Source organism: Arenimonas alkanexedens (assembly GCF_054781355.1).
On the sequence record NZ_BAAGUO010000001.1, the window covers coordinates 371,355 to 395,156 of the forward strand.

Genomic DNA, 23,802 nt, shown 5'->3' on the forward strand with positions numbered 1-23,802 from the left:
CCCCAAGTTAGACTAGACGGCCGCGACGCCCCCAGAGGGCTGCCGCGGCCGTTTCATTTCGCGCCTTGCGCGGCCCCTTCCCTTACCGGTTTTCCCCATGCTCAACAGCTTGCTCACCCGCATCTTCGGCAGCCGCAACGATCGTTTGCTGCGCCAGTTCCAGAAGAACGTCGCCGCGATCAACGCCCTGGAGCCCGAGCTGGAGCGTCTCAACGACGCCGCCCTCAAGCGCAAGACCGAGGAGTTCCGCGAGCGCGTTACCAACGGCGCCGGCCTGGACTCCCTGCTGGTCGAGGCCTTCGCGGTCTGTCGCGAAGCCTCCCGCCGTGCACTCGGCCTGCGCCACTACGACGTGCAGATGATCGGCGGCATGGTGCTGCACTCGGGCCGCATCGCCGAGATGCGCACCGGCGAGGGCAAGACCCTGGTCGCCACGCTGGCGGTCTATCTCAATGCACTGGCCGGGAAGGGCGTGCACGTGGTCACGGTCAACGACTACCTGGCCAAGCGTGACTCGGCCTGGATGGGCAAGCTCTATAGCTTCCTGGGCCTGAGCGTCGGTGTGGTCTATCCGGGCATGCCGCATTCGGACAAGAAGGGCGCCTACGCCGCCGACATCACCTACGGCACCAACAACGAATACGGTTTCGACTACCTGCGCGACAACATGGCGCTGGCCAAGGACGACCGCTTCCAGCGCGGCCAGTTCTTCGCCATCGTTGACGAGGTCGACTCGATCCTGATCGACGAAGCGCGCACGCCGCTGATCATCTCCGGGCCGGCCGACGACTCCCCGGACCTGTACATCAAGACCAACCGCATCGTTCCGAACCTGGTTCGCCAGGAAAAGGAAGACGGCGAGGGCGATTATTTCGTCGACGAGAAGGGCAAGCAGGCCCACCTGTCCGAGCAGGGCATGATCCATGCCGAAGAACTGCTGCGTAAGGCCGCCATCATTGGCGAGGACGACACGCTGTACTCGGGCAACAATCTGGCGGTGGTGCACCATCTCAACGCCGCGCTCCGGGCGCACGCGCTGTTCCAGCGCGACGTGGACTACATCGTGCGCGACGGCGAGGTCATCATCGTCGACGAATTCACCGGCCGCACGCTGGCCGGGCGTCGCTGGTCCGACGGCCTGCACCAGGCGATCGAGGCGAAAGAAGGCGTGCCGATCCAGCGCGAAAACCAGACGCTGGCCTCGATCACCTTCCAGAACTATTTCCGCATGTACGACAAGCTGGGTGGCATGACCGGCACGGCCGACACCGAGGCCTACGAATTCCAGACCATCTATGGCCTGGAGGTGGCGGTGATCCCGACCCACCGTCCGATGGTGCGCAAGGACCATGCCGACCAGGTCTACCTGGCCCGTCCGGCGAAGTACGACGCCGTGGTCGAGGACATCAAGGATTGCTACAGCCGCGGCCAGCCGGTCCTGGTGGGCACCACGTCCATCGAGACCTCCGAGCTGCTGTCCACCCAGCTCAAGGCGGCGGACATCCCGCACGAAGTGCTCAACGCCAAGCAGCACGAACGCGAAGCGCAGATCGTCGCCGACGCCGGCAAGCCCAAGGCCGTGACCATCGCCACCAACATGGCCGGCCGCGGTACCGATATCGTGCTGGGCGGTTCGCTGGAGTCCGAGCTGCATGGCTTCGGCGAGGACGCCAGCGATGCCGACAAGGCCCGCGCCAAGGCGGAGTGGCAGCTGCGCCATGACGAAGTGAAGGCCCTCGGCGGCCTGCACATCATCGGCACCGAGCGCCACGAAAGCCGCCGCATCGACAACCAGCTGCGGGGCCGCGCCGGCCGCCAGGGCGATCCGGGCTCGTCCCGTTTCTACCTGTCGCTGGAAGACAACCTGATGCGCATCTTCGCCGCCGACTGGGTGCAGCGCGCCATGCGCGGCATGGGCATGAAGGAAAACGACGTCATCGAGTCGGGCATGGTGTCCAAACAGATCCAGAACGCCCAGCGCAAGGTTGAGGCCCACAACTTCGACATCCGAAAGAACCTGCTCGACTTCGACGATGTCGCCAACGATCAGCGCAAGGTGATCTACCAGCAGCGCAACGAGCTGCTCGAGTCCGACTCGGTCGAAGAAGCAATCCTGGCCATCCGCGAAGACGTGGTCACCGAGATCGTCCGCCGCCACGTGCCGATCGAATCCATCGACGAGCAGTGGGACCTTCCCGGTCTGGAGCGCGCCCTGGCCGAGGAGTTCGGCCTTGAGGTGGACCTGCAGGGACCGGCCGCCAGCGAAGAAGCGATCGACGATGAGCGCATCCACGAGCTGGCCCAGGACGCGGCGACGCGCCTGTTCGACGCCAAGCAGGCCCAGATGGGCCCCGAGATGATGCGCACCCTGGAAAAGCACCTGATGCTCAACGTGCTCGACCAGAACTGGAAGGAGCACTTGGCGCGGATGGACTACCTGCGCCAGGGCATCCATCTGCGTGGCTTCGCCCAGAAGCAGCCCAAGCAGGAGTACAAGCGCGAGAGCTTCGAACTGTTCGGCGACATGCTGTCGAAGGTGAAGATGGAAGTGGTGTCGCTGCTGGCCCGCGTCCGCATCCGCAACGAGGAAGAAGTGGCGGCGATGGAAGCGGCCGAACGCCAGCGCCTGGCTGCGAAGTCGCAGCAGATGCAGTTCCAGCATCCCGAGACCGGTGGCTACGGCGCCGACGAGGAGGCTGCCGAAGCCCAGGCCCAACTCGCCCGGGGCGAGGGCGTGCTGGCTACGCCGATGGTCCGTGAGGAGCCCAAGGTCGGCCGCAACGATCCCTGCCCCTGCGGCAGCGGCAAGAAGTACAAGCAGTGCCACGGACGGCTGGACTGAATCTGGCGGATGCCCGGCGACCGACCTAAACCCCCGGTTCACGTGGTCGCGGCCGTCCTCCGGGACGCCCGCGGCCGGATACTGCTGGCCCGGCGCACGGCTGGCCGCGATCTGGCCGGCGCCTGGGAATTCCCCGGCGGCAAGGTCGAGCCTGGCGAGACCGCGCTGCAGGCCCTGGACCGCGAGCTGCACGAGGAGCTCGGTATCCGGGTCGTCTCGGCCCAGCCGCTGGTGTCGGTGCCCCAGGCTTATCCGACCAAGCGCATCGTGCTCGACGTCTATGACGTCACCCAGTTCGAAGGCACTGCCCACGGTCTCGAGCGGCAGGCCCTGGCCTGGGCGCCGATGGAAAAGTTGGCGAGCTACCCGATGCCGCCCGCGGACCGTCCGGTGGTGGCCGCACTCACGACGCCCGACCGCTACCTGATCACGCCCGAGCCCGGCGACCGGGTCGGTTTTCTGTCGCGCCTGGACAAGGCCCTGGCCGCCGGTGCCCGTCGCATCCAGCTGAGGGCGCGGTCGATGGCGACCGCGGAGCTGGCCATCCTGGCCCGCGATGCCCAGATACGCTGCCGCGCCAAGGGTGCGCAGCTCCTGCTCAACGGCGAGCCGGCGCTGGCGGCCGACCTGGGGCTGGGTCTGCATCTTCGCGCCAGTCAGCTCATGGCACTGTCGGAGCGACCCTTGCTGGCGAAAGGCCAGCCGGTTGCGGCCTCCTGTCACGATGCGGACGAGCTGGCCCAGGCCGAGCGGCTGGGGCTGGACTTCGTGGTGCTCGGGCCCGTGCAGGCCACCGAGTCACACCCCGATGCCACGCCGCTGGGCTGGGACCGCTTCGCGGCCCTGCGCGAGGCGGTGTCACTGCCGATTTACGCCCTGGGCGGCATGAAGCCGGCGGACGTGGTGGTGGCGCGCCGGCATGGTGGCCAGGGTGTTGCGGGTATTCGTGGCCTTTGGCCGCGCTGAAGCTTCGGGCCTGAAGGCCCTCCTGCCATTGCCTGGGTTTTATGGCTCTCCCGGAAGAGCTTCGGGCCTGAAGGCCCTCCTACATGTGACCCTGTAGGAGGGCCTTCAGGCCCGAAGCTTTGACCTCTGTGGGAGGGACTTCAGTCCCGATCGCTTTCCGCCAGCGCCAGATACCGCAGATGCAGCCGCCCCACAGCCGCCACCAAATCCCCCAGCGTCCCGTCATTCACGATCACATCGTCCGCGACCGCCAGCCGCTCCCCGCGGCTCGCCTGCGCCGCCACCATGCGGCCGGCCAGGTCCGCGTCCATGCCATCTCGAGCCATCAGCCGGGCCTGCTGCACAGAGCGGGGCACGTCGACCACCAGGATCCGATCAAGCCACGGATAGCGCGCCCGGCCACCGCCCTCGGCCAGCAGCGGGATGGCCACCACCGCATAGGGTCCGGGCGCCGCCGCACAGGCGTCGGCCAGCCAGGTGCGGATACGCGGATGCAGCAGGGCTTCGAGGTCAGTCTTCGCGCCAGGATCGGCGAATATCCGCCGACGCATTGCCGCGCGGTCCAGCTGGCCGTCGGGCAGCAGGCTGTCGGCGCCGAAGCGGGCGACGATCTCGTCCAGGGCCGGCTGGCCGGGCGCCACCACTTCGCGCGCCGCGACGTCGGCATCCACGACAGCCAGCCCCAGCGCCTCGAAGGCGGAGGTCACCGCCGACTTGCCGGACGCAACGCCTCCCGTGACGGCGACCAAGGTCGCGGCCATGGCCTCAGGTCAGGCCGGAGAAGCTGCGGTAGGCCTGGATCAGCTGCGGACCCCAGAGCAACTGCACCCAGCCGGCGACGGCCAGGTAGGGCCCGAAGGGGATCGGCGTGGCGCGGTCGGCGCCGCGCCAGGAAATCCAGATCGTGCCGACCACCGCGCCAATGACCGACGAGATCAGCACGATCGGCAGGATCGCACTGGCGCCGCACCAGGCGCCCAGGGCGGCGAGCAGCTTGAAGTCGCCGTAGCCCATGCCTTCCTTGCCGGTCAGCCACTTGAACAGCTTGTAGACCGTCCAGAGGCTGAGATAGCCGGCCATGGCGCCGAAGATGGCCTGGCTCGGCGAGGTGAACAGGGTGATGGTGGACAAGCCCAGGCCGATCCAGAGCAGGCTCAGCGTGAGCTGGTCCGGCAGCAGCGTAGTGCGCAGGTCGATGCCCGCCAGGGCAACCAGGAAGCCGGTGAACCCCATGGCCGCCAGCGCCTCGGGGCCGGCGCCAAAGCGCCACACGCAGGCGGCGAACATCAGGCCGGTGATCAGCTCCACCAGTGGGTACTGGGCCGAGATCGCACCGCCACAGCCCCGGCAGCGGCCGCGCAGAATCACCCAGCTCAGGACCGGGATGTTTTCCCAGGGGGCGAGCTTGTGGCCGCACTTCGGGCAGGCCGAACCCTGCACTACCACGCCCGGAGGCGCGGGCTCGTAGGGCTCGGGCAGCTCCAGCATCTCGCGGCTGGACTTGCGCCACTCCCACTCCAGCCAAGGCGGCAAGCGCAGGATTACGACGTTGAGGAAGCTGCCGACCAGCAGACCGAATACAAGGGCCAGGCCGAGCGCAAGGCCCGGCGTGGCCTGGATCAGCTCCAGCATGCGGGATCAGCCGACGGTCGCAGCCAGCTTGAAGATCGGCAGATACATGCCAATCACCATGCCGCCAACCAGAATGCCGATCACCACCATGATGAAGGGTTCGATCAGGCTGGCCAGGGCGTCCACGGAATTGTTCACTTCCTGCTCGTAGAACTCGGCCACCTTGAGCAGCATGGTGTCGAGTGCGCCGGCTTCTTCACCGATGGCCGTCATCTGCACGACCATGTGCGGGAAGATATTGACCTGCTTCATGGCCACGTTGAGCTGGTAGCCCACCGAGACGTCGTCGCGGATGCGCATGACGGCTTCGTTGTAGACGATCGAGCCGGTGGCGCCTGCGACCGTCTCGAGCGCTTCGACCAGCGGCACGCCGGCCTTGAAGGTCAGGGCCAGGGTGCGGGCGAAGCGGGCGATGGCGGACTGGTGGAGGATTTGGCCGATCACCGGGAGCTTGAGCAACAGGCGATCCACGTTGCGCTCGAGCGCGACCGAACGCTTGTAGGCGAACAGAAAGCCGAACACGATGCCTGCTGCAATGGCCAGCACGGCCCACCACCAGGACGTCAGGAAACGCGATGCGTTGACGATCATCTGAGTAAATGCGGGAAGTTCGGCACCGAACCCCTTGAACACGTCCTCGAACTGCGGCACCACGTAGATCAGCAGCACGGCGCTGACCAGGATCGCCACCGCGATCACAGCGGCCGGATAGAACAGGGCCTTCTTGATTTTTCCCTTCAGGGCCTCGGTGCGCTCCTTGTAGGTCGCTACCGTGTCGAGAACGGTGTCCAAAACGCCGGCACCTTCACCGGCGCGGGTAAGGTTGCGGTAGAGAGCGTCAAACTGCACCGGATGGCGCGCCATCGCTTCGCTGAGCGAACTGCCGCCGGCAATGGAGTCGCGGATGTCAGTCAGCATGTCGCGCATGCGTGGGTTGTTCTGGCCGCCGGCCAGGATCTCGAAGCTCTGCACCATCGGCACGCCCGCCTGCAACATCGTCGCGATCTGGCGGCTGAATACCGAGATGTCCTGTGCGGAGATAGTCTTGCCGGCATTGCCGAACAGCGGCTTGGACTTGGTCCGGACCACGGTCGGGTTGATGCCCTGCTTTCGCAGCTCGGCGCGAAGCAGGTTGGCATTCTTCGAGGTGGTCTCGCCCTTCATCTTGACGCCGCGCTTGTCGGTGCCCTCCCAGATGAAGTTCTCCATCGCGTTAGTGCGCTGTGCGGGCTGTTTGGCAGCGGTCGTCGCCATGGCTTAATCCTTCGTCACACGGTTGATTTCGGCCAGGCTGGTGATGCCTTGGCGGGCCTTGAAGAGCGCGGACTGCCGCAGGTCGCGGACGCCGGCATCTTGCGCGGCCTGGGCGATCTGCAGGGCATTGCCACCCTCGAGGATGATGGCCTGGATGTTCTCGGCCATCGGCATCACCTGGTAAATACCGAGGCGGCCTTTGTAACCATCGTTGCAGTCGTCGCAGCCCACCGGCTCATAGAGGTTCATGCCCGCCTTGATGTCCTCGGCGGTGAAGCCTTCGGCCAACAGTGCGTTTTCCGGCAGGGTGATGGACTTCTTGCAGGCGTCATGGAGCCGCCGCGCCAGGCGCTGGGCGATGATGATGGTGACCGAGGAGGTGATGTTGTAGGGCGCGATACCCATGTTCATCAGGCGGGACACCGTCTGCGGGGCATCGTTGGTGTGCAGGGTGGACAGCACCAGGTGGCCGGTCTGGGCGGCCTTGATCGCGATTTCGGCGGTTTCAAGGTCACGGATTTCGCCGACCATGATCACGTCCGGATCCTGTCGCAGGAAGCTGCGCAGGGCGGCGGCGAAGGTCATGCCCTTCTTGACGTTCATCTGCACCTGGTTGATGCCCGGGACGCGGATTTCGACCGGGTCCTCGGCGGTGGAGATGTTGCGCTCCTCGGTGTTGAGGATGTTCAGGCCGGTGTAGAGCGAAACGGTCTTGCCCGAGCCGGTGGGGCCGGTGACCAGGATCATGCCGTAGGGCTTGGCCAGGGCGTCGAGGTACAGCTGCTTCTGGTCTTCTTCGTAGCCCAGCTTGTCGATACCGAGCTTGGCGGCGCTGCCGTCCAGCAGTCGCAACACCACCTTCTCACCGAACAGGGTGGGGCAGGTGGAGACGCGGAAGTCCATCTGCTTGGTCTTGGAGATGTTGAGCTTGATACGGCCGTCCTGCGGCACGCGACGCTCGGCGATGTCGAGCTGGGCCATGACCTTCAGGCGCGCGGTGATGCGCGGATGCAGCTTGACCGGCGCCTTGGCCACGCCGCGCAGGATGCCGTCCATGCGCAGCCGGACCCGGAATTCGGTCTCATAGGGCTCGAAGTGGATGTCGGAGGCCCCGCGCTTGATGGCGTCCAGCAGCACTTTGTTCACGAAGCGCACGACCGGGGTGTCATCGCCGCCCTTGGTGTCGGCGATATTGTCGTTGGCGTCATCGTCGCCGCCGGTGGACTCGAGGTTCTCGAGGCCCTCGTCGTCGCCCATGCTGTCGCCCATGCTGTCGCTGGCGGTCAGGGCCAGTTCAATGGTGCGGCGCAGCTTGTCCTCGTCGACCAGGATGGGCTCGACGGTGAGGTTGGCGGCAAACTTGATTTCGTCCAGGGCCCGGGTATTGGTCGGGTCGGCGATGCCCACGAACAGCCGGTTGCCGCGCTTGAACAGCGGCAGGGCCTGGTGCTTGGTGATCAATTCCTCGCTGACGAGCTTGGTCGCGGCCTGGTTCAGGTCCAGCGCCGTGCTGTCGAACAGCGGCATGCCGAACTCGACCGCGTTGGCGCCGGCGATATGGGCGCTGGTCACCAGCTTCTTCTCAAGCAGGTAGAGATGGATCGGCCGTTTTTGCTTGCTGGCCTCGTCCAGGGCCTTGCGCGCGTCGGCCTCGCCCAGGACGCCGTCCAGCACGAGACGCCGGGCAATGCCGGTGATGCCCACCAGGTTGGCGGTAGCGTTGGCGTTCACTCTGCTCCCCAGAGACGCACGGATGCCCCAACTGTACCCGAAAAATGACCGCAGGCCAGCCTCTTGCAACACCTTCTTATAGTCAGGAGGGGGGTGGGATCAAGTAAGCTTGGGCTTGGATTCATTCGGGGGTGGCCATGAAGGTCAGTGTGGTGTTGCCTGCCAAGAACGAGGCGGAGGGGTTGCGGCGGACACTTCCTGCGCTCGCGGCCGCGATGCCCGATGCCGAGGTCATCGTGGTGGACGATGGCTCCACGGACGAGACCGCCGCCGTAGCGACCGGTTTCGGGGCCCGGGTGCTGTCGGCGCCCTATGCCATGGGCAACGGCGCGGCCATCAAGCGCGGGGCCCGGGCAGCCACTGGCGAGATCATCGTGTTCATGGACGCCGATGGCCAGCATGACCCGGCCCATATCCCCGAACTGCTGGCCCCGCTGGCGGCGGGATACGACCTGGTCGTGGGGGCCCGGGACGGAAAGGGTCAGGCCAGCCTTGGCCGCAGCCTCGCCAACGGGCTCTACAACCGCCTGGCCAGTTGGATGACAGGCCACGACGTGAAGGACCTGACCTCGGGCTTCCGGGCGGTACGTGCGGACAAGTTCCGGGAGTTCCTGCACCTCCTGCCCAACGGGTTCAGCTACCCGACCACCAGCACCATGGCCTTCTTCCGCAGCGCCTATCCGGTGGCCTACGTGCCACTCCGGGTCGGTGCCCGGATTGGTACAGCGAGCCATATCCGGCCGATCAAGGACGGGCTGCGCTTCCTGCTGATCATCTTCAAGATCGCCACGCTCTATTCGCCACTGAAGCTGTTCGCGCCCGCCGGCGCCGGTTTCTTTATGGTGGGCTGCAGCTACTACGCCTACACCTTCATCACCGAAGGTCGGTTCACCAATATGAGTGCGCTGCTGATGTCGGCCGCGGTCATCGTATTCCTGATCGGACTCGTGTCGGAGCAGATCACCTCGCTGACCTACCTGAAGGTGAAGGAATGACCGGCAGCGGCCGCAAGCGGGCACTGATCACGGGCATAACCGGCCAGGACGGCGCCTACCTGGCGGAGTTGCTGATCGAGAAGGGCTACGAAGTCCACGGCATCAAGCGCCGGGCCTCGATGTTCAACACCAGCCGCATTGACCACCTCTACCGCGATCCGCACGAAGCCGACGTACGCCTGTTCCTGCATCACGGCGACCTCACCGACTCCTCGAATCTCACCCGAATCATCCAGCAGACCCGGCCGGACGAGATCTACAACCTCGGCGCGCAGAGCCACGTGGCGGTGTCCTTCGAGGAACCCGAGTACACCGCGGATACCAACGCGCTCGGCACCCTGCGGCTGCTGGAGGCGATTCGAATCCTTGGCATGGAGCGGACGACCCGTTTCTACCAGGCATCGACGTCCGAGCTGTATGGGCTGGTACAGCAGGTGCCGCAGACCGAGTCCACGCCCTTCTACCCGCGATCTCCGTATGCGATCGCCAAGCTCTACGCGTACTGGACCACCGTCAACTATCGCGAGGCCTACGGCCTCTACGCCTGCAACGGAATTCTTTTCAACCACGAGTCGCCGATCCGTGGCGAGAATTTCGTCACCCGCAAGATCACCCGCGCCTTGGCCCGGATCAGCCTGGGTCTGCAGGACTGCCTGTACCTGGGGAATCTCGATGCCCGCCGAGACTGGGGGCATGCCCGGGACTACGTGGAGATGCAGTGGCTGATGCTCCAGCAGGAGCAGCCCGAGGACTTCGTCATTGCTACTGGCGTCCAGCACAGCGTGCGCGAGTTCATCGAAGAGGCGGCCACCGAGTTGGGCATCGCCATCACCTGGCAGGGCGAGGGCGTGGACGAGCGCGGCTACGATGCCAAGGGTCGCTGCATTATCTCGGTGGACGCGCGCTATTTCCGGCCCGCCGAGGTGGAGTCGCTGGTTGGCGATGCCAGCCTGGCCCGGGCCAAGCTTGGCTGGCAACCGAAGATCGGATTCGCCGAGCTGGTGCGTGAAATGGTGCGAGCTGACCTGCGGGCCGCCGAGCGCGACCAACTCAGTCGTCGCCACGGCTTCTCGACAAACGAGTTCCACGAGTAGCCCCGCATGCGGTTGGCCCGCAACCTGGTCGCCGGGCTGGCGGGATCGGCCTGGATAGCGATCGTCGGCCTGGCCGCGACACCCTTCTACCTGGCGCTGCTGGGCCTGGAAGCCTACGGCCTGGTCGGGTTCTTTATGACCCTTCAGGCGCTCATGAGCCTGCTGGATTTGGGCCTGTCGCCCACCATGAACCGGGATGTCGCCCGGGGCCTCGCCGAGAATAATGCCGCCAGGCCGCGGCGCCTGTTGCACTCGCTCGGCATCCTATATTGGCTGGTCGCCATCGGCATCGCCGCGGCCGTCGCCTTGTCGGCGCCCTGGCTCGCCGAGCATTGGCTGCGTGCCCAGTCCATCCCCCCGGAGAAGCTGCAAACGCCCCTGGTTCTGATGGGGCTTGCGATCGCCGCGCGCTGGCCGGCCGGCCTGTACATGGCGGCCGCTAACGGCGCCCAGCGACTGGTGCTCACCAGCACGATAGCGGCTACCTACGCCACGGTCTCGGCCGTGGGGGGGGTCTTGCTGTTGACGTTCCACGAGGCCACCCTCGAGGTCTACTTCGCTTGGCAGGCGCTGGCGGCCCTGGCCTACACGCTGGCAATGCAGCAGGGCGCATGGTCAGCGCTACGCGGGCGCGACGGGGCGAAGTTCAGTCCCGGCGACGTCATCCGGGTTTGGCGATTCTCGGCCGTGATGGGCTTGATCGCGGTCACGTCGGTGCTGCTGACCCAGCTCGACAAGACTCTGCTCAGCCGCATGCTCGGGCTCGACGAGTTCGGGCGCTACATGATCGCGTCCATGGTGGCTGGCAGCCTCTACCTTCTGGTGACGCCAGTCTTCAATGCGATCTACCCGCGCTTCTCGGGGCTGGTGGCTTCGGGGGACGAGGCGCGGCTGCTGGGGCTGTACCGGCTGGGCACCCGATTCCTCGCCACCCTGGTGTTCCCGGTGGCGTTGGTGCTGGTCGTTTTCGCCGAGCCGGTGGTGGCGACCTGGACCCGAGACGCGGGGCTGGCGAAGGCGGTCGCGCCCATGGTGTCGTTGCTGGCCGCGGGTACGGCGCTGCACACGATGATGTTCTTCCCCTACGCGCTGCAGCTGGCGTCCGGGCTGCCGCGCCTGTCACTTTTGGTGAACTTGGTGATGATCGTGCTGCTGGTGCCGCTGACGATCGCCTTGACCCTCGTGTTCGCCGGACTCGGTGCCGCCGCTGCCTGGCTTTGCCTGCACGTGTTCTACCTGTTCTTCGGGACCTGGGTGACGCATCGGCGGTTGCTGCGCGGCGCCGCACGGGGATGGCTGACGCGTGACCTTGGGTTACCCTTGGCCATCTCGGTGGCCGTGGCCATCCTGGGGTGGTCGGCGGGGTTGCAGGCAGACGCCGCCTGGCCGGCCTGGGCGCTGGCGATGTGGGCGTTGGCGGCGGGTGCGTGCGTGCTGGGATCGCCCGCGCTGCGGGCATCCGCCCGGGAATTGGCCGGGTTCGGCCGGACTATCGGAGTCGATGATTGAACAAGCTCAACGTCCTCAAGAAGATGTTTCATCACCTGGAGGACTCCCGGGATCGCCAGCGCATCGCCATCGCATTGGCGCGCGGCGGTGCGATGCGCCAGGCCCGGCAGGTCGACCTGCGCCATCCAGCCAGCTGGGAATTTTCCGGCTTCAGCCAGAATGGCGAGGACGGAGTCCTCGACGTGCTTCGTTCGCAGCTGCGCGAGGGCAACCGGACCTTCCTCGAGATCGGTGCAAGCGACGGGGTGGAGAACAACACCGCCTGGCTTCTGGTGGCGGAGAAATACGGTGGATTGATGATTGAGGGTGATCGTTGGTTGTCCGCACGCGCCCAGCGCAATGTGCAGGGCCACAGCATCGGCGCAGAATGCCGAAACATGTTCGTCACCGTCGAGAGCCTCCCTTGCATCCGGGCGATGCTGGCAAATGCCGATCCAGACGTGTTCTCACTCGACATCGACGGCAACGACCTCTATGTCATGCGCGCAGCGCTCGACGCCGGCCTCCGGCCACGGATCATAGTGGTCGAGTACAACGCCGCCTTCGGCGCCGAGCGCAGCGTCACCATTCCCTACCAGCCTGACTTCGCGCTGTCGCGTTCGCACCCCAGCCAGCTTCACTATGGGGTTTCCGCGGTTGGCTGGAGGACGTTCCTGGAGGCCCGCGGCTACCGCTTCGTCACCGTTGAGCGGAGCGGCGTCAACGCCTTCTTCGTGGACCCTGACTGGTTTGATGCGGGTTTTCTCGACCGCGTCGCCGGCCTGCCGTTCGCCGAGAATCTCTTCCAGCAACGCAAGTTCGGTATGTCCAGCGACGGGCAGTTCGCGCTGATCGCCGACCAGCCGATGGCGACCGTACATGCCGGGACCTGAGCAGGAGCGGCCCGCGCCATGAGCGTACCCAAGCTCTCGATCTGCATAGCCACCTACAACCGCTGCGACTTCATCGGCGAGACGCTGGCCTCGCTGCTGCCACAGCTCGTTGACGCCGTCGAGGTCCTGGTGTTGGATGGCGCTTCACCCGACCGCACGGCCGAGGTCGTGAAGTCGGTTGCCGATGCAAACCCATCGCTTCGCTATGTGCGCGAGTCGACCAATTCCGGCGTCGACCAGGACTACGACAAGGCGGTCGCCGCGGCGCGCGGTGAGTACTGCTGGCTGATGACCGATGATGACCTGCTGCGGCCAGGCGCCGTGGCGAGGGTGCTGGCAGCGCTGGACGGCCAGGTGGACCTGGTGGTTGTGAATTCAGAGGTCCGCACCGTGGATTTCGGCCGCGTGCTGCAGACGCGACTGTTGGATTTCGAAGAAGATCGAAACTACGCTGCCGGCGAGCACGTGGCGTTCTTCGAACAGGTGGCGCCGTACCTGAAGTTCATCGGTGCGGTCGTGATTCGTCGCGCGGCATGGCTGGCGCGGAAACGAGAGCCGTACTACGGCACCCTGTTCGTGCATGTCGGCGTCATCTTCCAGTCGCCACCGCTGGCCGCGGTGCGGGTGATCGCCGATCCGCTGATCGTCATCCGGTACGGGAATGCGATGTGGACGCCCCGCGGCTTCGAGATATGGATGTTCAAGTGGCCTGGCCTGGTCTGGTCATTCGATGGCTATGGCGATGCGAGCAAGGCGAGGGTGTCGGCACGCCAGCCATGGAGGCAACTTTCCAAGCTGGGCGCACACCGTGGCCTTGGGGCTTACTCGATCACGGAGTATCGGCGGCTGCTCGCGCAGGCCAGGCCTGCGCACGCCAGACTGATTGCGTGGTCTATTGCGCGGTTGCCGGCGGGGTTGGCCAACAGCCTGGCGGGACTGGCCTGCCTGACGATGCCGCGTAAATCCAGGCTCAATCTTTACGATCTTTCCCGCGGTCCGCACGCCACCCTGGTGACGCGCCTGGTCGCTCGGTTGATGGCGGTCTAGGCGCGCATGGGCAGCTACCTCATCACCGGCATCGCCGGCCAGGATGGGTCTTATCTCGCCGAGCACCTGCTTACGCATGGGCGCAGCGTGTTGGGAACAGTACGGCCGGGCCAGTCCGTCGCGGACTTGCCTCCGTCGATCCAAGGGCGTGTGGCGCTGAGGGAATGGGACCTGGCCGATCCTGAAGGCATGGCGGGTATTCTCGCCGAAGTGCGGCCTGCGGCGATCTTCCATTTCGCCGCCCTGTCGAGCGGTGCCGGCATGTTCGACCAGCCGGCCCTGGTCGGCGACCGCAACGGCGTCGCCGTGGCACGAATGCTCGATGCGGTTGCGCGCGTCAGCCCTGGCACGCGTTTCTGCCTGGCAGCAAGCAGCGAGATGTTCGGCCATGCCGAGGCTTCGCCACAGCGCGAGAGCAGTCCGTTCCGCCCGCGCAGCCCCTATGGCGCCGCGAAGCTGTTCGCACATGTCGCGGTGGCCAATGCCCGGGAGCGACAGGGTCTGTTCGCCTGCTCTGCGATTCTCTTCAATCACGAGAGCCCGCGCCGCGGCCTTGAGTTCGTAACGCGGAAGATCAGCGATAGTGCCGCCCGCATCAAGCTCGGCCTGGCGAATGAGTTGCCGTTGGGCAATCTTTCCGCTGTCCGCGACTGGGGGTATGCCCCGGACTACGTGCGGGCGATGGCCTTGATGCTGGAGCAGCCGGCTCCGGCTGACTTCGTGCTTGCCACTGGCGTCGGCCGCACCGTGAGAGAGTTCTGCGCCCTTGCGTTCGATCATGTCGGGTTGGACTACCGCGACTTCGTGCGCGAGCAGCCGGAGAATTTCCGTCCCGCAGAACGCGTCCCTCTGATCGGCGACGCCGGTCGCGCCAGGGCGGACTTGTGCTGGGCGCCGGAAGTGGCGTTTGATGAGTTGGTCCGACGCATGGTGGATGCCGACCTGGCGCGACTTCAATGCAACCCCTAGCCCGGCCTGGAGTCGAAGCAATGTACGAGAAGATCACTCGCTGCCGAATTTGCGAAAACGAACACCTGGTTCCGGTGCTCGACCTGGGCGAGCAGATGCTTACGGGCGTGTTCCCGACCTCGCCCGACGAGGCCGTGACGGTTGGCCCGCTGCGGCTGGTCAAGTGCCATGGTGAGGACGCCTGCGGCCTGCTGCAGCTGGAACACTCGTACAGCCTCGGCGAGATGTACGGGGACAACTATGGCTATCGTTCGGGGCTCAATCCGTCGATGGTGGCCCACCTCCGCGCCAAGGTCGCACGTATCCTCGCTCGCGTGCCCCTGCGGGAGGGTGACGTGGTGGTGGATATCGGTAGCAATGACGGCACCACGCTTGCCGCCTATCCGTCCCAGGGTATTCGCCGCATAGGCATCGACCCGACCGCGACAAAGTTCGCTCATCACTACCCGGAAGGCAGTGAGATCATCCCCGACTTCTTCTCCGGCGCCGTCCTGGCCGCCCATGGTGTCGCGGGCAAGGCGCGCGTCGTTACCTCCTTCTCCATGTTCTACGACCTGGAGGCGCCGCTGGACTTCATGCGCGAGGTGTATTCGGTGCTGGCGGACGACGGCATCTGGGTGTTCGAACAGAGCTACATGCCGACAATGTTGGAAATGAACTCCTACGACACGGCTTGTCACGAGCACCTTGAGTACTACGCGCTGCGGCAGGTGGCCTGGATGGCTGATCGCGTCGGGTTCGTTGTGATCGACGTCGAGTTCAATGACGTCAATGGCGGCAGCTTTTCGGTGACGGCCGGAAAGGCCGGGCACGGCGAACGCTCAGCGCGGGTAGACGAGGTGCTGGCTGACGAGGTCCGGCGCGGCCTGGATACGCTCGAGCCCTATGCGCGATTTGCCGACCGCGTAGCGCGGCTGCGTGAGCAGTTGCGCGATTTCTGTGCGCGAGCCGCCGCCGAGGGCAAGACGATCGCGGCGCTGGGCGCATCGACCAAGGGCAACGTACTGCTTCAGTACTGCGGCCTGGGCCCGGAGGCCATTTCGGCCGTGGCCGAGGTCAATCCGGAGAAGTTTGGCCGGCGGACGCCGGGCACCTGGATCCCCATCCTTCCCGAAGACGAGGTCCTGGCCGGCTCACCGGATTACCTGCTGGTATTGCCGTGGCACTTCCGCGGGTTCTTCATGGCCAGCCCCCGGTTTGCCGGGCGCACGCTGGTATTCCCGCTGCCGACGCTCGAGGTCGTACGACGGGATTCCTTGCCATCCTGAGCCCGCGCCGGCGCGGGGTGAATCAACGGATGACCGGCAGGCCGTATCGTCCGAGCAGCGATAGCTTGCGCGGCCACCAGCGCGTGGTCGCGAAATAGCGGCCGAGCGACACCCGTCGCCCAGACTGTGCGCGCCGACGCTGGTCGCAGAGCAGCCTGTGCTGGCGGAAGACCGAGGTCAGTGCCGGCGCATAGACGTCCCGCCAAGGCGCGACTGAACGCAGCAGCAGCGTCAGCGCCATGCCTTCGGCCAATAGCAGCAGCCAATGCAGGAGCAGCAGCGGTCCTAGCGCGAGGCCCGGCGTGAGGACCACCAGGGCTGAGGTCTTGTTCCGTTCACTTAGTGCCCGGCGCCGGAGGGTGGTGTTGAGCCGACCACTCTGTGCGCGGTTGCCACCGAAGCTGTGGCCCTGCCGGTGCCGGTATCCGCTCGCTTGCGTTACCCGGACCGGATGCCCGTGCAGACGCGCCAGCCCGCAGATGAAGACATCCTCGGCCAGTGAGCCCATCCATTCGGGCAGGCCGCCCAGCTCGTGCCACAGGGCGCGAGGCAGGCACAGGCAGGCGCCGATGCCCATCGCGACGTCGCTCTGGTCGGGATCGAGGTTGGGCACCGGATTGCAGAAAGGATCAAGCAGGCAACCGCGGTCCACCAGCTCGTTCGTCGTCCAGTCGTACTGCGGCAGGGTGGCGATGCCGCCGTCGGCGGAGACTAGCGCAAGCAACGCCTGGACAGCCCCGGGGAGCAGGGCGGCGTCGTTGTTGAGAAGCAGCACGTGCGTTCCGCGTGCCTGGTCGACCATGCGGTTGTTGGCGACCGTGAACCCGGCGTTCTCACTGGCCGCCAGCACCGTCACCTCGGGGAACTCGGCGCGCATCAGGGCCACCGAGCCATCGGGGGATGCGTCGTCATGCACCAGGATCTCGATGTCGCCATCGATCGACTGCGACATGACCGACGCGAGACAGTCGTGCAGCAGCTGTTCGCCCTGATAGTTGGCGATGCAAACCGAAACGACCGGGCGAAGCGGCCGATTCGCGCCGGCGAGACAGGCGTAGGCGCCCGATTCAGTCATGCCGCGGCTCGCCGAGCAATCGTTGGTAGTGCCCGACGTAGCGACCGGCACAGTCGTCCCAGGTGCCGACCTCGGCGCGAATCCACTCGCGCGCGGCCTCGCCCATCCGGTGGTTGGTGTCCGCCTGCTCCAGCTGGTCGAGCGCCTGTGCGTAATCGCCGGGCGTATCGCAGAGGGCGCCGGTCTGGCCCGGCTGGACCAGGCTGGCGTGCGCCGGTGTACGAGTGGCAATGATGGGCAGCCCGGCGGCCATCGCTTCGAGCATTAGCTGCGGGCGGCCCTCGGCGTGCCGGCTCAGCGTGATCACGCCGTGGGCGCGCGGGAACCAATCTTCCGACAGTTGGGCTGCCGTGGCCGGGCCGTGGTAATGCACCCATTCCGGAACGTCTATTGGCTCCTGCATTGGGCCGAACAGGTGCAGTTCGCGCTGACGGCCTCTGAACAGCGGCTCGGACCATTCGAACAGCGGTCCCAGCTTGTCGCGCGTCAGTCGGGTGACCGCCAGCCAGCGCGACGGGCCGTCGTCGGCCCGCCGTTGGATGTCGTACCAGACAGGGTCGATTCCGAAGGCCACCGGACGGATGTCGGCGAGGTCGCCGAAGGCGTCCTGCAAGGGCGCCTGCATCCACTCCGCGTTGGGGCAGATAACGACGTTCCGGTCCCGAAGTGCTCGGCGCACCAAGCGGGTGACCAGTGGCAATCGCAGCAGGCGCAGGTCGTTGCCCAGCACGGTCAGCAGCAGTGGCTTTCCATCCGCTGGCAGGGGGATGGCGCACTGCAACCAATTGACGTGATAGAGGTCGACCGGAGATGGGCGGCGGTAGGCGCTATAGAGCTTGCGCAGCAAGGTTGCCGGAGCCCAAAGGGCGCGAATGCTGCCGCTGCGCATGAGGTGGGAGATGCCGCCGGCTTCCATGAGTTCGTCCAGCCAGCGGGCGTCGTCGGCCGTGGGGACATAGCGCGCGTTGTCCGGCATTTCTCCCGGCGGCGACCAGAGTGCGAGATCAAACCCCGGTTGCCTCGCCATCGCGAAGGCCAAGTGGCGGATGAACATGCCTCGCCAGTCCGCGGCATCGCGCGGATAGGACGTGCTGACAATCAGCAGGCGATGTCCGCCCGACTGCGTGGCGCCCTCGGCGAGATCACGCGTCATTGCATGGACCCCGCCAGTCAGTGTGTGCCGCCGTCATGGTCGCCATCCTCGGGACGCGTGTCGGCCCTTGCAGTGGATTCCTCGATCAGGCCCAACTCGATGGCCCGCGCCATCGCCGTCGAAGCCAGGACGGTACGATTGTCATCTACAAGGGCCGCGATGCCAAGGTGTGCGAAGGTCGCGAAATAGTTGCGGCGCTCGAACCTAGGTTGGAACGGCACTGCGTTGCTTGTCCGAATATGGGTCGCTAGGAACCAGAGAATGCCGAGGGTGAACAACGGCAGCCGCGTACCGGACGCGATCGCGCCAGCCAGGAGCGAGGCGAGCAGCAGGCCGATTACCGTCACCAGCTTGCCGTCGCGGGATGGCGGGATCGCAAATTGCAGCCAGTTGACCAAGAGAGCATAGTTGCCGATGGAACGCCGATAGCCTTCCGCCAGCAGGCGCATGAGCGTGCCGGCGCCAACAGCCTACGCAGGCCGCCCGTGCGCATCAGTTTGGCATTCTGTCAGGCTGCATCTGCTTTTCGAGCCAGCGTGCTTTCGCGGGCCGGTTGGTTGAGGTCGCTCCGGGGAGTGTCCTCGGGCGGGGCAACTGCTTCGCGCCGCATGCCCGGCCGACGCGCCAACGCGAACGCCATTTGCCGGATGAAGATGCCGCGCCATTCGTCGTCATAGGCCAGAAAACAGGTGGCGAGCATTCGCGGCTTCATTCCCTCAATGCGCCTCATCGGGTTGATCGGTCGGGGCCGGGGCGCTGATCATGATGCCGAGGGGCGTCTGGATACCGAGTTCACCTGCGCGGGTGAGCAGGTCCCGGGCCAGGTCGACGTGGCCCTCAGAAAACAGATTGGTCACCATGCGCACCACTAAGGCCCGGTGCTCCTCGTCATCGTTGCCGGCGGCCAATGCCGCCATGAACTGAGTGCGCGCAGCCGCGTCATTGTCATGGTGGACCAGCAGGTAGTCGCCATAGGTTGCGAGCATGTATGGGGGCAGCGGCTCACGCGCCACTAGCGTGTCCATCAGCTCACGGAAGCGGGCGTCATTGAACTGATTGAGCTTGTCGCGTTGCTGCAACATGCCGGTAACCGACATCAGCTCCTGTGGCCCGATCGGTCGGGTAGCGATCTTCTGGATGAAGCTCTGCCACCATGCATCTTTGGCGGGTATTTGGGCGCTGGAGGCCAGCAGGATCAGCGCTTGTTCGGGTAGTGGCGAGGAGTTCGCCATGGCCGCGCCGCGCTCGAACTCACGCTCGGCGCGCAGGTAGAACGGCGATGTGGCGTCGGCGTTGGCGAGCTTCATGAACTGTTCGCCGAGATCGACGCTGGCCCGCGACGAGTTTGGGTTCTTCGCCGCGAGGTCCATCGCCAGGTTGGTCGGGTTGCCCCATGTGGCCGCGCGCAATAGCGTGAGCAAGCAAAGTCCGGCGACCACAATGCCAATGGTGTAGATGCGCATGCGCGGGATTTCGCCGTGCGGCATCCGGAGCACGAGATCGGTGGCGGAAAGCAGCATGGCGAACAGGCTGAAGTAGTTTCGATGTTCGAACGCCAGCTCAAGCGGGAAGAAGCTACTGGTCAGCAGGTGGCTGCCGAAGAATAGGAACACGCCAAGCGCGAACAATGGCGCGCGCCGCCGAAGCCAGATGCCTGCGGCGGCCAGAGCCGCCAGAAGCAGGATGCAAAGTAGCGTCGTGGGCGGCGACAGCAGGCCGCGAGAGGCGTCGAAGGTATCGTAGTAAAACGTCATGAGGCCCGGTGCCGGGAACATCATTTGCGCCAAGTACATCACCAGCACCCGGGGCTGGGTCAGTAGACGGTCCATCAGAGTGAAGCCGCGGAACTCGTATATGGCCGGATCCAGGTAGGCCGGCAGCACCCAGAACAGCACGTAGCTCATGGCGATGACGAAAGAGAGCGCATAGACGACCTTCAGACGCGCTGAAAGGCCGGTCCGGTCCGCCGCGAACTGCAGCACGGTCAATTCGATCGCCAGTGTGTACACCGGCAGCAGCACCCCTGTTTCCTTGCACAGCAGCGACAGCAGCATCAGCGGTAAGCAGGCCAGCAACCAAGGCCAGCCAGCCCGTCCCACAAGTTGCGCTTCGCGGCCGCGCAGGTAGGCGATAAGGGCCAGCAAAGTGAAGGTCAACGACATCATTTCCATGCGCTGGACCACGTACATCACCGTGGATACCTGCAGTGGATGCAGAGCCCATATCGCGGCGATCGCTAGCGATGCATTGGCCGAGCTAGAAGCATCCACGCCGGCCAGCTTAAGCAGGCGTTGGCCCAGCATCAGTACCAGCCCGACGTTGAGCAGATGCAGTATCAAGTTGAAGAACTTGAAGCCCCAGGCGTCGTTGCCGCCCAGATAGTGGTTCAGGCCAAAGGTCAGCGTGGCAATCGGACGCCCGAAGGGGCCGTGCTCGTAGCCGCGTGCGGCGCCCGCTAGGCTCTCCCGGTCCAGCGACTCCAGGTGCACCGCAGGGTTGGTAACGATGTTCGGGTAGTCATCGAATACGAAGTCGCCCGAGAGACCGGGCCAGAAAATAGCTGCGGTCAGGGCGAGCAGGACAAGCAAAGGGAGGAGTTGGCCGCGATTGAGGAGCATTTGCCGGTGTCGTGATAGGAGTCCGGCTGCAGTCTAACCGCTAATCCCGTAGCCGCTAGCGGCACTCGCCAAAGCCGATGTTGCATCCGTTTCGCGTCGGTCAGTTGCAGCCAGCAGGACGGTAACGTTGGGCGATGCCGGCGCTCGTCTGGCACTGCCACTCGCCGCTGGAGTTGCGCTGCAGGGTGATGGTCTGGGCATTGACGACGTTATTGCCTTTGATCGTGCAACGCACGAAACCGTTTTCGCCGGGAGCCATGCTGATGTCGCAGCGCGGAGTGGGATTGTGTAGGCCCAGCAAGGCGACATCGAAACTGCTCAAGCCCTCGGCCAGGAGCTTGGATTCGAAGGTGGATTTGGCGGGAGCGATTTCCGCAAGACCGGCAGTGACCTGCGACCGGATGACGTAATCTTGGTAGGTCGGAATGGCGATGGCGGCCAAAATGGCGATGATCGCGACGACCACCATTAGCTCGATGAGTGTAAATCCAGTGACCTTGCGCATATCCAACTTATCCTGATTCAGGTTGCACAGCCGGGTGAGGCAGCCGGGCGCTGCTTCGGTCGCGGGGGCGTTAGTCGGGGCGGGACTGGAGGGAAGGGGCGGCGAACCGCCCCTTCCTTATTCAAACATTGAAACCTATATCAGCTGCAGCCGCCCGGACGATACTTGGCCTCGACGGCGGTAGTGGAGCAGTTCCACGCGCCCGAGTTGTTGCGGGTAAGGACGACCGTGCCGCTGCTGACCTTCGGATTGCCTTCGAGGTTGCAGGTCAGGGTCCACGGACCGGTAGTCGCGGTGCCGGCGACGTCCAGCGGCGCGCAACGGGTAGTGGCGGCAGCCAGGCCGATGTTGCCATTGTTGACGATGCCGGTGCCGCGATTGATCAGCTCTTCGTACGCGGTCACGCCGCCACGAATGTCAGCCAGACCAGCAGTGACCTGCGAACGGGCGATGTAGTCCTGATACGCCGGCAGCGCAATCGCGGCCAGGATGGCGATGATCGCGACCACGATCATGAGCTCAATCAGGGTGAAACCTTTCTGGATATTCTTCATGGGTAAATCCCCTAGGGTGGATTGTGATTGTCACGTGTTGGAACGGTAGGCCCGTCCGTGGGTAGCCGTGCCAAGGCACGTGCTGTATCGGTGATGCATCTTCTGTGCCAACCGGTGGTTGGCCGGCACAGGCCGGAATATAGGCATAGTGTTGAACGCAAGGCCAGCCTAATCAGGGACACGACGGTGGTTTTTTTTCTCAGGGTCACAAAGTGACGCTGGGGGGCAGTAGATGACGAGGTCACAGTGTGCGGCCCATCACACTTCAGGCCTGCGACGCCGCGATTACTCCATCCCCAGCTTCTTGAGCTTGTACCGCAGCGCCCGGAAGGTGATGCCCAGTTGGACCGCCGTCTTGGTCTTGTTGTAGCGGTTGGCTTCCAGCGCCTTCTGGATGGTGTCGCGCTCCATCTGTTCGATGGCGTCCGGCAAGGGCGTGCCGTCGGGGTCGAGGGCGGAGGGCGAAGGCGGCGTGCCCGGTCGCAGCGGCGCGTCGGTTTCCAAGCCGATCAGGCTGTCCACCTCGGGCAGGTAGAGGTCGGCGACTTCGATGCGATGGCCTTCGCATAGCGCCACTGCGCGCTCGAGGATGTTTTCGAGCTCGCGCACATTGCCCGGGAACGGGTAGGCCGCCAGCGCGGCCTCGGCTTCTTCGGAAAGAGCGGGCAGGGCCTCGGCCTGCTCGCCGGCCAGTCGCGTCAGGATCGCGCTCGAGATCACGCCGATGTCCTCGCGGCGTTGGCGCAGCGGCGGCACGGCCAGTTCGATGACGTTGATGCGGTAGTAAAGGTCCTGGCGGAACTTGCCCTCTTCGACCAGGCGCCCCAGGTTCTTGTGCGTGGCCGAGAGGATGCGCACGTCAACCGGCAGTTCGGCGGGGGCGCCCACGGGCCGCACCGACTTCTCCTGGATCACGCGCAGCAGCTTTACCTGCATGTGCAGCGGCAGTTCCGCCACTTCGTCCAGGAACAGGGTGCCGCCGTTGGCCGCCTGGAACAGGCCTTCCTTGTCTACGTGGGCGCCGGTGAAGCTGCCCTTCTTGTGTCCGAACAGCTCGCTTTCCATCAGTTCCGACGGGATCGCGCCGCAGTTCACCGGCACGAAGGTGCCGCCGGCGCGCGAGCCTTGTTCGTGGATCAGCCGGGCTACCAGTTCCTTGCCCACGCCGGATTCGCCGCTGATGTAGACCGGCGCCTGGCTGCGTGCCACGCGGCCGATGGTCTGCCGCAGCTGCTGCATGCGCGGGGACTCGCCAATCAGGCGATTGCTGGCGGGGGTGGCGGTGCGGCGCTGTTCGTTGAGGTCGAGCGCGTGCTGCACCAGCCGGCGCAGCACCGACAGGTCCACGGGCTTGGTCACGAAATCGAAGGCCCCGGCCTTGAGCGCCTGCACCGCGGCTTCGACGTTGCCGAAGGCGGTGATCATGGCCACCGGCGTGTCGGGGTAGCGCTGGGCGATGTGCTTGATCAGGTCCTGGCCCGAGCCGTCGGGCAGGCGCATGTCGGTCAGGCACAGGTCGTATTCGGCCTGGGCGAGCTGGGCCCGGGCGCTGGAGAGGTCGGCCGCCGTGTCCACCCGCAGGCCCATTCGGCCCAGCGTCAGGACCAGCAGCTCCCGGATATCGCGTTCATCATCGACCACGAGGGCGCTGCGGGGGGTCGTCATGGGTTTCCGGAAGGGGGGTAGGAACCCCTACACATTAGCCGAACCGGCGGGTT

21 protein-coding genes are annotated in these 23,802 nt (G+C 65.4%); 9 read left to right on the forward strand and 12 right to left on the reverse strand.

Annotated elements, in window-relative coordinates; genetic code table 11:
* Nucleotides 1–97: 97 nt before the first annotated feature.
* On the forward strand, nucleotides 98–2,842 hold the full coding sequence (secA, locus tag ACYVGY_RS01720; protein ID WP_460455762.1) for a preprotein translocase subunit SecA: 2,745 nt from the start codon (nucleotides 98–100) through the stop codon (nucleotides 2,840–2,842).
* Between the two features lie 9 nt (nucleotides 2,843–2,851).
* Nucleotides 2,852–3,808 carry a Nudix family hydrolase gene (locus ACYVGY_RS01725; protein WP_460455763.1) on the forward strand — a complete coding sequence of 319 codons (957 nt, stop codon included), beginning with the start codon at nucleotides 2,852–2,854 and terminating at the stop codon, nucleotides 3,806–3,808.
* Between the two features lie 140 nt (nucleotides 3,809–3,948).
* Here ACYVGY_RS01725 and coaE read toward each other — a convergent pair whose 3' ends face one another.
* From coaE to pilB, 4 genes are read right to left on the reverse strand one after another with little or no spacing between them, the layout of a single operon-like run.
* The gene (gene coaE / locus ACYVGY_RS01730) at nucleotides 3,949–4,569 is read right to left on the reverse strand and encodes a dephospho-CoA kinase (RefSeq protein ID WP_460455764.1); all 621 of its coding nucleotides are present in this window, start codon (nucleotides 4,567–4,569) and stop codon (nucleotides 3,949–3,951) included.
* A gap of 4 nt (nucleotides 4,570–4,573) precedes the next feature.
* Nucleotides 4,574–5,437 (reverse strand): prepilin peptidase, encoded by an 864-nt coding sequence (locus ACYVGY_RS01735; RefSeq protein ID WP_460456242.1) that lies wholly within the window; start codon nucleotides 5,435–5,437, stop codon nucleotides 4,574–4,576.
* A gap of 9 nt (nucleotides 5,438–5,446) precedes the next feature.
* Nucleotides 5,447–6,694 (reverse strand): type II secretion system F family protein, encoded by a 1,248-nt coding sequence (locus tag ACYVGY_RS01740; protein ID WP_460455765.1) that lies wholly within the window; start codon nucleotides 6,692–6,694, stop codon nucleotides 5,447–5,449.
* Between the two features lie 3 nt (nucleotides 6,695–6,697).
* Nucleotides 6,698–8,425 (reverse strand): type IV-A pilus assembly ATPase PilB, encoded by a 1,728-nt coding sequence (gene pilB, locus ACYVGY_RS01745; protein WP_460455766.1) that lies wholly within the window; start codon nucleotides 8,423–8,425, stop codon nucleotides 6,698–6,700.
* 137 nt (nucleotides 8,426–8,562) lie between these two features.
* Between pilB and ACYVGY_RS01750 the strand changes: the two genes are divergently transcribed.
* Genes ACYVGY_RS01750 through ACYVGY_RS01780 form a run of 7 tightly spaced genes read left to right on the forward strand, consistent with a single transcriptional unit; the run spans nucleotide 8,563 to nucleotide 16,179 of the window.
* Nucleotides 8,563–9,420: a glycosyltransferase family 2 protein gene (locus ACYVGY_RS01750; protein ID WP_460456243.1), complete on the forward strand. Its 858-nt coding sequence runs from the start codon at nucleotides 8,563–8,565 to the stop codon at nucleotides 9,418–9,420.
* Nucleotides 9,417–10,514, forward strand: a complete 1,098-nt coding sequence (gene gmd / locus ACYVGY_RS01755) for a GDP-mannose 4,6-dehydratase (RefSeq protein ID WP_460455767.1) — start codon at nucleotides 9,417–9,419, stop codon at nucleotides 10,512–10,514. Before ACYVGY_RS01750 ends, gmd begins: the two co-directional genes overlap by 4 nt.
* 6 nt (nucleotides 10,515–10,520) lie before the next feature.
* Nucleotides 10,521–12,023, forward strand: coding sequence for a lipopolysaccharide biosynthesis protein (locus ACYVGY_RS01760; protein WP_460455768.1), 1,503 nt, complete (start codon nucleotides 10,521–10,523; stop codon nucleotides 12,021–12,023).
* Entirely contained in the window at nucleotides 12,020–12,895 is an 876-nt protein-coding gene (locus ACYVGY_RS01765) for a hypothetical protein (RefSeq protein WP_460455769.1), read from the forward strand. The genes ACYVGY_RS01760 and ACYVGY_RS01765 overlap by 4 nt, the downstream gene beginning before the upstream one ends.
* An 18-nt stretch (nucleotides 12,896–12,913) precedes the next feature.
* Nucleotides 12,914–13,942: a glycosyltransferase family 2 protein gene (locus ACYVGY_RS01770; RefSeq protein ID WP_460455770.1), complete on the forward strand. Its 1,029-nt coding sequence runs from the start codon at nucleotides 12,914–12,916 to the stop codon at nucleotides 13,940–13,942.
* Between the two features lie 6 nt (nucleotides 13,943–13,948).
* The gene (locus ACYVGY_RS01775) at nucleotides 13,949–14,911 is read left to right on the forward strand and encodes a GDP-mannose 4,6-dehydratase (RefSeq protein WP_460455771.1); all 963 of its coding nucleotides are present in this window, start codon (nucleotides 13,949–13,951) and stop codon (nucleotides 14,909–14,911) included.
* A 20-nt stretch (nucleotides 14,912–14,931) separates the two neighbouring features.
* On the forward strand, nucleotides 14,932–16,179 hold the full coding sequence (locus ACYVGY_RS01780) for a class I SAM-dependent methyltransferase (RefSeq protein ID WP_460455772.1): 1,248 nt from the start codon (nucleotides 14,932–14,934) through the stop codon (nucleotides 16,177–16,179).
* A 22-nt stretch (nucleotides 16,180–16,201) separates the two neighbouring features.
* Here the strand turns inward: ACYVGY_RS01780 and ACYVGY_RS01785 are convergent, their stop codons facing one another.
* From ACYVGY_RS01785 to ACYVGY_RS01820, 8 genes are all read right to left on the reverse strand, one after another.
* The gene (locus ACYVGY_RS01785; protein ID WP_460455773.1) at nucleotides 16,202–17,254 is read right to left on the reverse strand and encodes a glycosyltransferase family 2 protein; all 1,053 of its coding nucleotides are present in this window, start codon (nucleotides 17,252–17,254) and stop codon (nucleotides 16,202–16,204) included.
* Complete coding sequence (locus ACYVGY_RS01790) at nucleotides 17,247–18,407, reverse strand: glycosyltransferase family 4 protein (protein ID WP_460455774.1); 1,161 nt, start codon at nucleotides 18,405–18,407, stop codon at nucleotides 17,247–17,249. Before ACYVGY_RS01790 ends, ACYVGY_RS01785 begins: the two co-directional genes overlap by 8 nt.
* Before the next feature lie 17 nt (nucleotides 18,408–18,424).
* Nucleotides 18,425–18,856, reverse strand: coding sequence for a hypothetical protein (locus ACYVGY_RS01795; protein ID WP_460455775.1), 432 nt, complete (start codon nucleotides 18,854–18,856; stop codon nucleotides 18,425–18,427).
* 59 nt (nucleotides 18,857–18,915) lie between these two features.
* Nucleotides 18,916–19,107 (reverse strand): hypothetical protein, encoded by a 192-nt coding sequence (locus ACYVGY_RS01800; RefSeq protein ID WP_460455776.1) that lies wholly within the window; start codon nucleotides 19,105–19,107, stop codon nucleotides 18,916–18,918.
* 16 nt (nucleotides 19,108–19,123) lie between these two features.
* On the reverse strand, nucleotides 19,124–21,025 hold the full coding sequence (locus tag ACYVGY_RS01805) for a hypothetical protein (RefSeq protein ID WP_460455777.1): 1,902 nt from the start codon (nucleotides 21,023–21,025) through the stop codon (nucleotides 19,124–19,126).
* Nucleotides 21,026–21,125: 100 nt separating this feature from the next.
* Nucleotides 21,126–21,530, reverse strand: a complete 405-nt coding sequence (locus ACYVGY_RS01810) for a pilin (protein ID WP_460455778.1) — start codon at nucleotides 21,528–21,530, stop codon at nucleotides 21,126–21,128.
* Nucleotides 21,531–21,670: 140 nt separating this feature from the next.
* The gene (locus ACYVGY_RS01815) at nucleotides 21,671–22,084 is read right to left on the reverse strand and encodes a pilin (protein ID WP_460455779.1); all 414 of its coding nucleotides are present in this window, start codon (nucleotides 22,082–22,084) and stop codon (nucleotides 21,671–21,673) included.
* 285 nt (nucleotides 22,085–22,369) lie between these two features.
* Nucleotides 22,370–23,749 carry a sigma-54-dependent transcriptional regulator gene (locus ACYVGY_RS01820; RefSeq protein WP_460455780.1) on the reverse strand — a complete coding sequence of 460 codons (1,380 nt, stop codon included), beginning with the start codon at nucleotides 23,747–23,749 and terminating at the stop codon, nucleotides 22,370–22,372.
* Between the last annotated feature and the right edge of the window lie 53 nt (nucleotides 23,750–23,802).

Excerpts from the sequence above, each read along its gene's own strand:
- secA (WP_460455762.1), top strand. The coding sequence starts at position 98 with ATGCTCAACAGCTTGCTCACCCGCATCTTCGGCAGCCGCAACGATCGT.
- ACYVGY_RS01725 (WP_460455763.1), top strand. The coding sequence starts at position 2,852 with ATGCCCGGCGACCGACCTAAACCCCCGGTTCACGTGGTCGCGGCCGTC.
- coaE (WP_460455764.1), bottom strand. The coding sequence starts at position 4,569 with ATGGCCGCGACCTTGGTCGCCGTCACGGGAGGCGTTGCGTCCGGCAAG.
- ACYVGY_RS01740 (WP_460455765.1), bottom strand. The coding sequence starts at position 6,694 with ATGGCGACGACCGCTGCCAAACAGCCCGCACAGCGCACTAACGCGATG.
- ACYVGY_RS01750 (WP_460456243.1), top strand. The coding sequence starts at position 8,563 with ATGAAGGTCAGTGTGGTGTTGCCTGCCAAGAACGAGGCGGAGGGGTTG.
- gmd (WP_460455767.1), top strand. The coding sequence starts at position 9,417 with ATGACCGGCAGCGGCCGCAAGCGGGCACTGATCACGGGCATAACCGGC.
- ACYVGY_RS01760 (WP_460455768.1), top strand. The coding sequence starts at position 10,521 with ATGCGGTTGGCCCGCAACCTGGTCGCCGGGCTGGCGGGATCGGCCTGG.
- ACYVGY_RS01770 (WP_460455770.1), top strand. The coding sequence starts at position 12,914 with ATGAGCGTACCCAAGCTCTCGATCTGCATAGCCACCTACAACCGCTGC.
- ACYVGY_RS01775 (WP_460455771.1), top strand. The coding sequence starts at position 13,949 with ATGGGCAGCTACCTCATCACCGGCATCGCCGGCCAGGATGGGTCTTAT.
- ACYVGY_RS01780 (WP_460455772.1), top strand. The coding sequence starts at position 14,932 with ATGTACGAGAAGATCACTCGCTGCCGAATTTGCGAAAACGAACACCTG.
- ACYVGY_RS01785 (WP_460455773.1), bottom strand. The coding sequence starts at position 17,254 with ATGACTGAATCGGGCGCCTACGCCTGTCTCGCCGGCGCGAATCGGCCG.
- ACYVGY_RS01790 (WP_460455774.1), bottom strand. The coding sequence starts at position 18,407 with ATGACGCGTGATCTCGCCGAGGGCGCCACGCAGTCGGGCGGACATCGC.
- ACYVGY_RS01795 (WP_460455775.1), bottom strand. The coding sequence starts at position 18,856 with ATGCGCCTGCTGGCGGAAGGCTATCGGCGTTCCATCGGCAACTATGCT.
- ACYVGY_RS01800 (WP_460455776.1), bottom strand. The coding sequence starts at position 19,107 with ATGCTCGCCACCTGTTTTCTGGCCTATGACGACGAATGGCGCGGCATC.
- ACYVGY_RS01805 (WP_460455777.1), bottom strand. The coding sequence starts at position 21,025 with ATGCTCCTCAATCGCGGCCAACTCCTCCCTTTGCTTGTCCTGCTCGCC.
- ACYVGY_RS01810 (WP_460455778.1), bottom strand. The coding sequence starts at position 21,530 with ATGCGCAAGGTCACTGGATTTACACTCATCGAGCTAATGGTGGTCGTC.
- ACYVGY_RS01815 (WP_460455779.1), bottom strand. The coding sequence starts at position 22,084 with ATGAAGAATATCCAGAAAGGTTTCACCCTGATTGAGCTCATGATCGTG.
- ACYVGY_RS01820 (WP_460455780.1), bottom strand. The coding sequence starts at position 23,749 with ATGACGACCCCCCGCAGCGCCCTCGTGGTCGATGATGAACGCGATATC.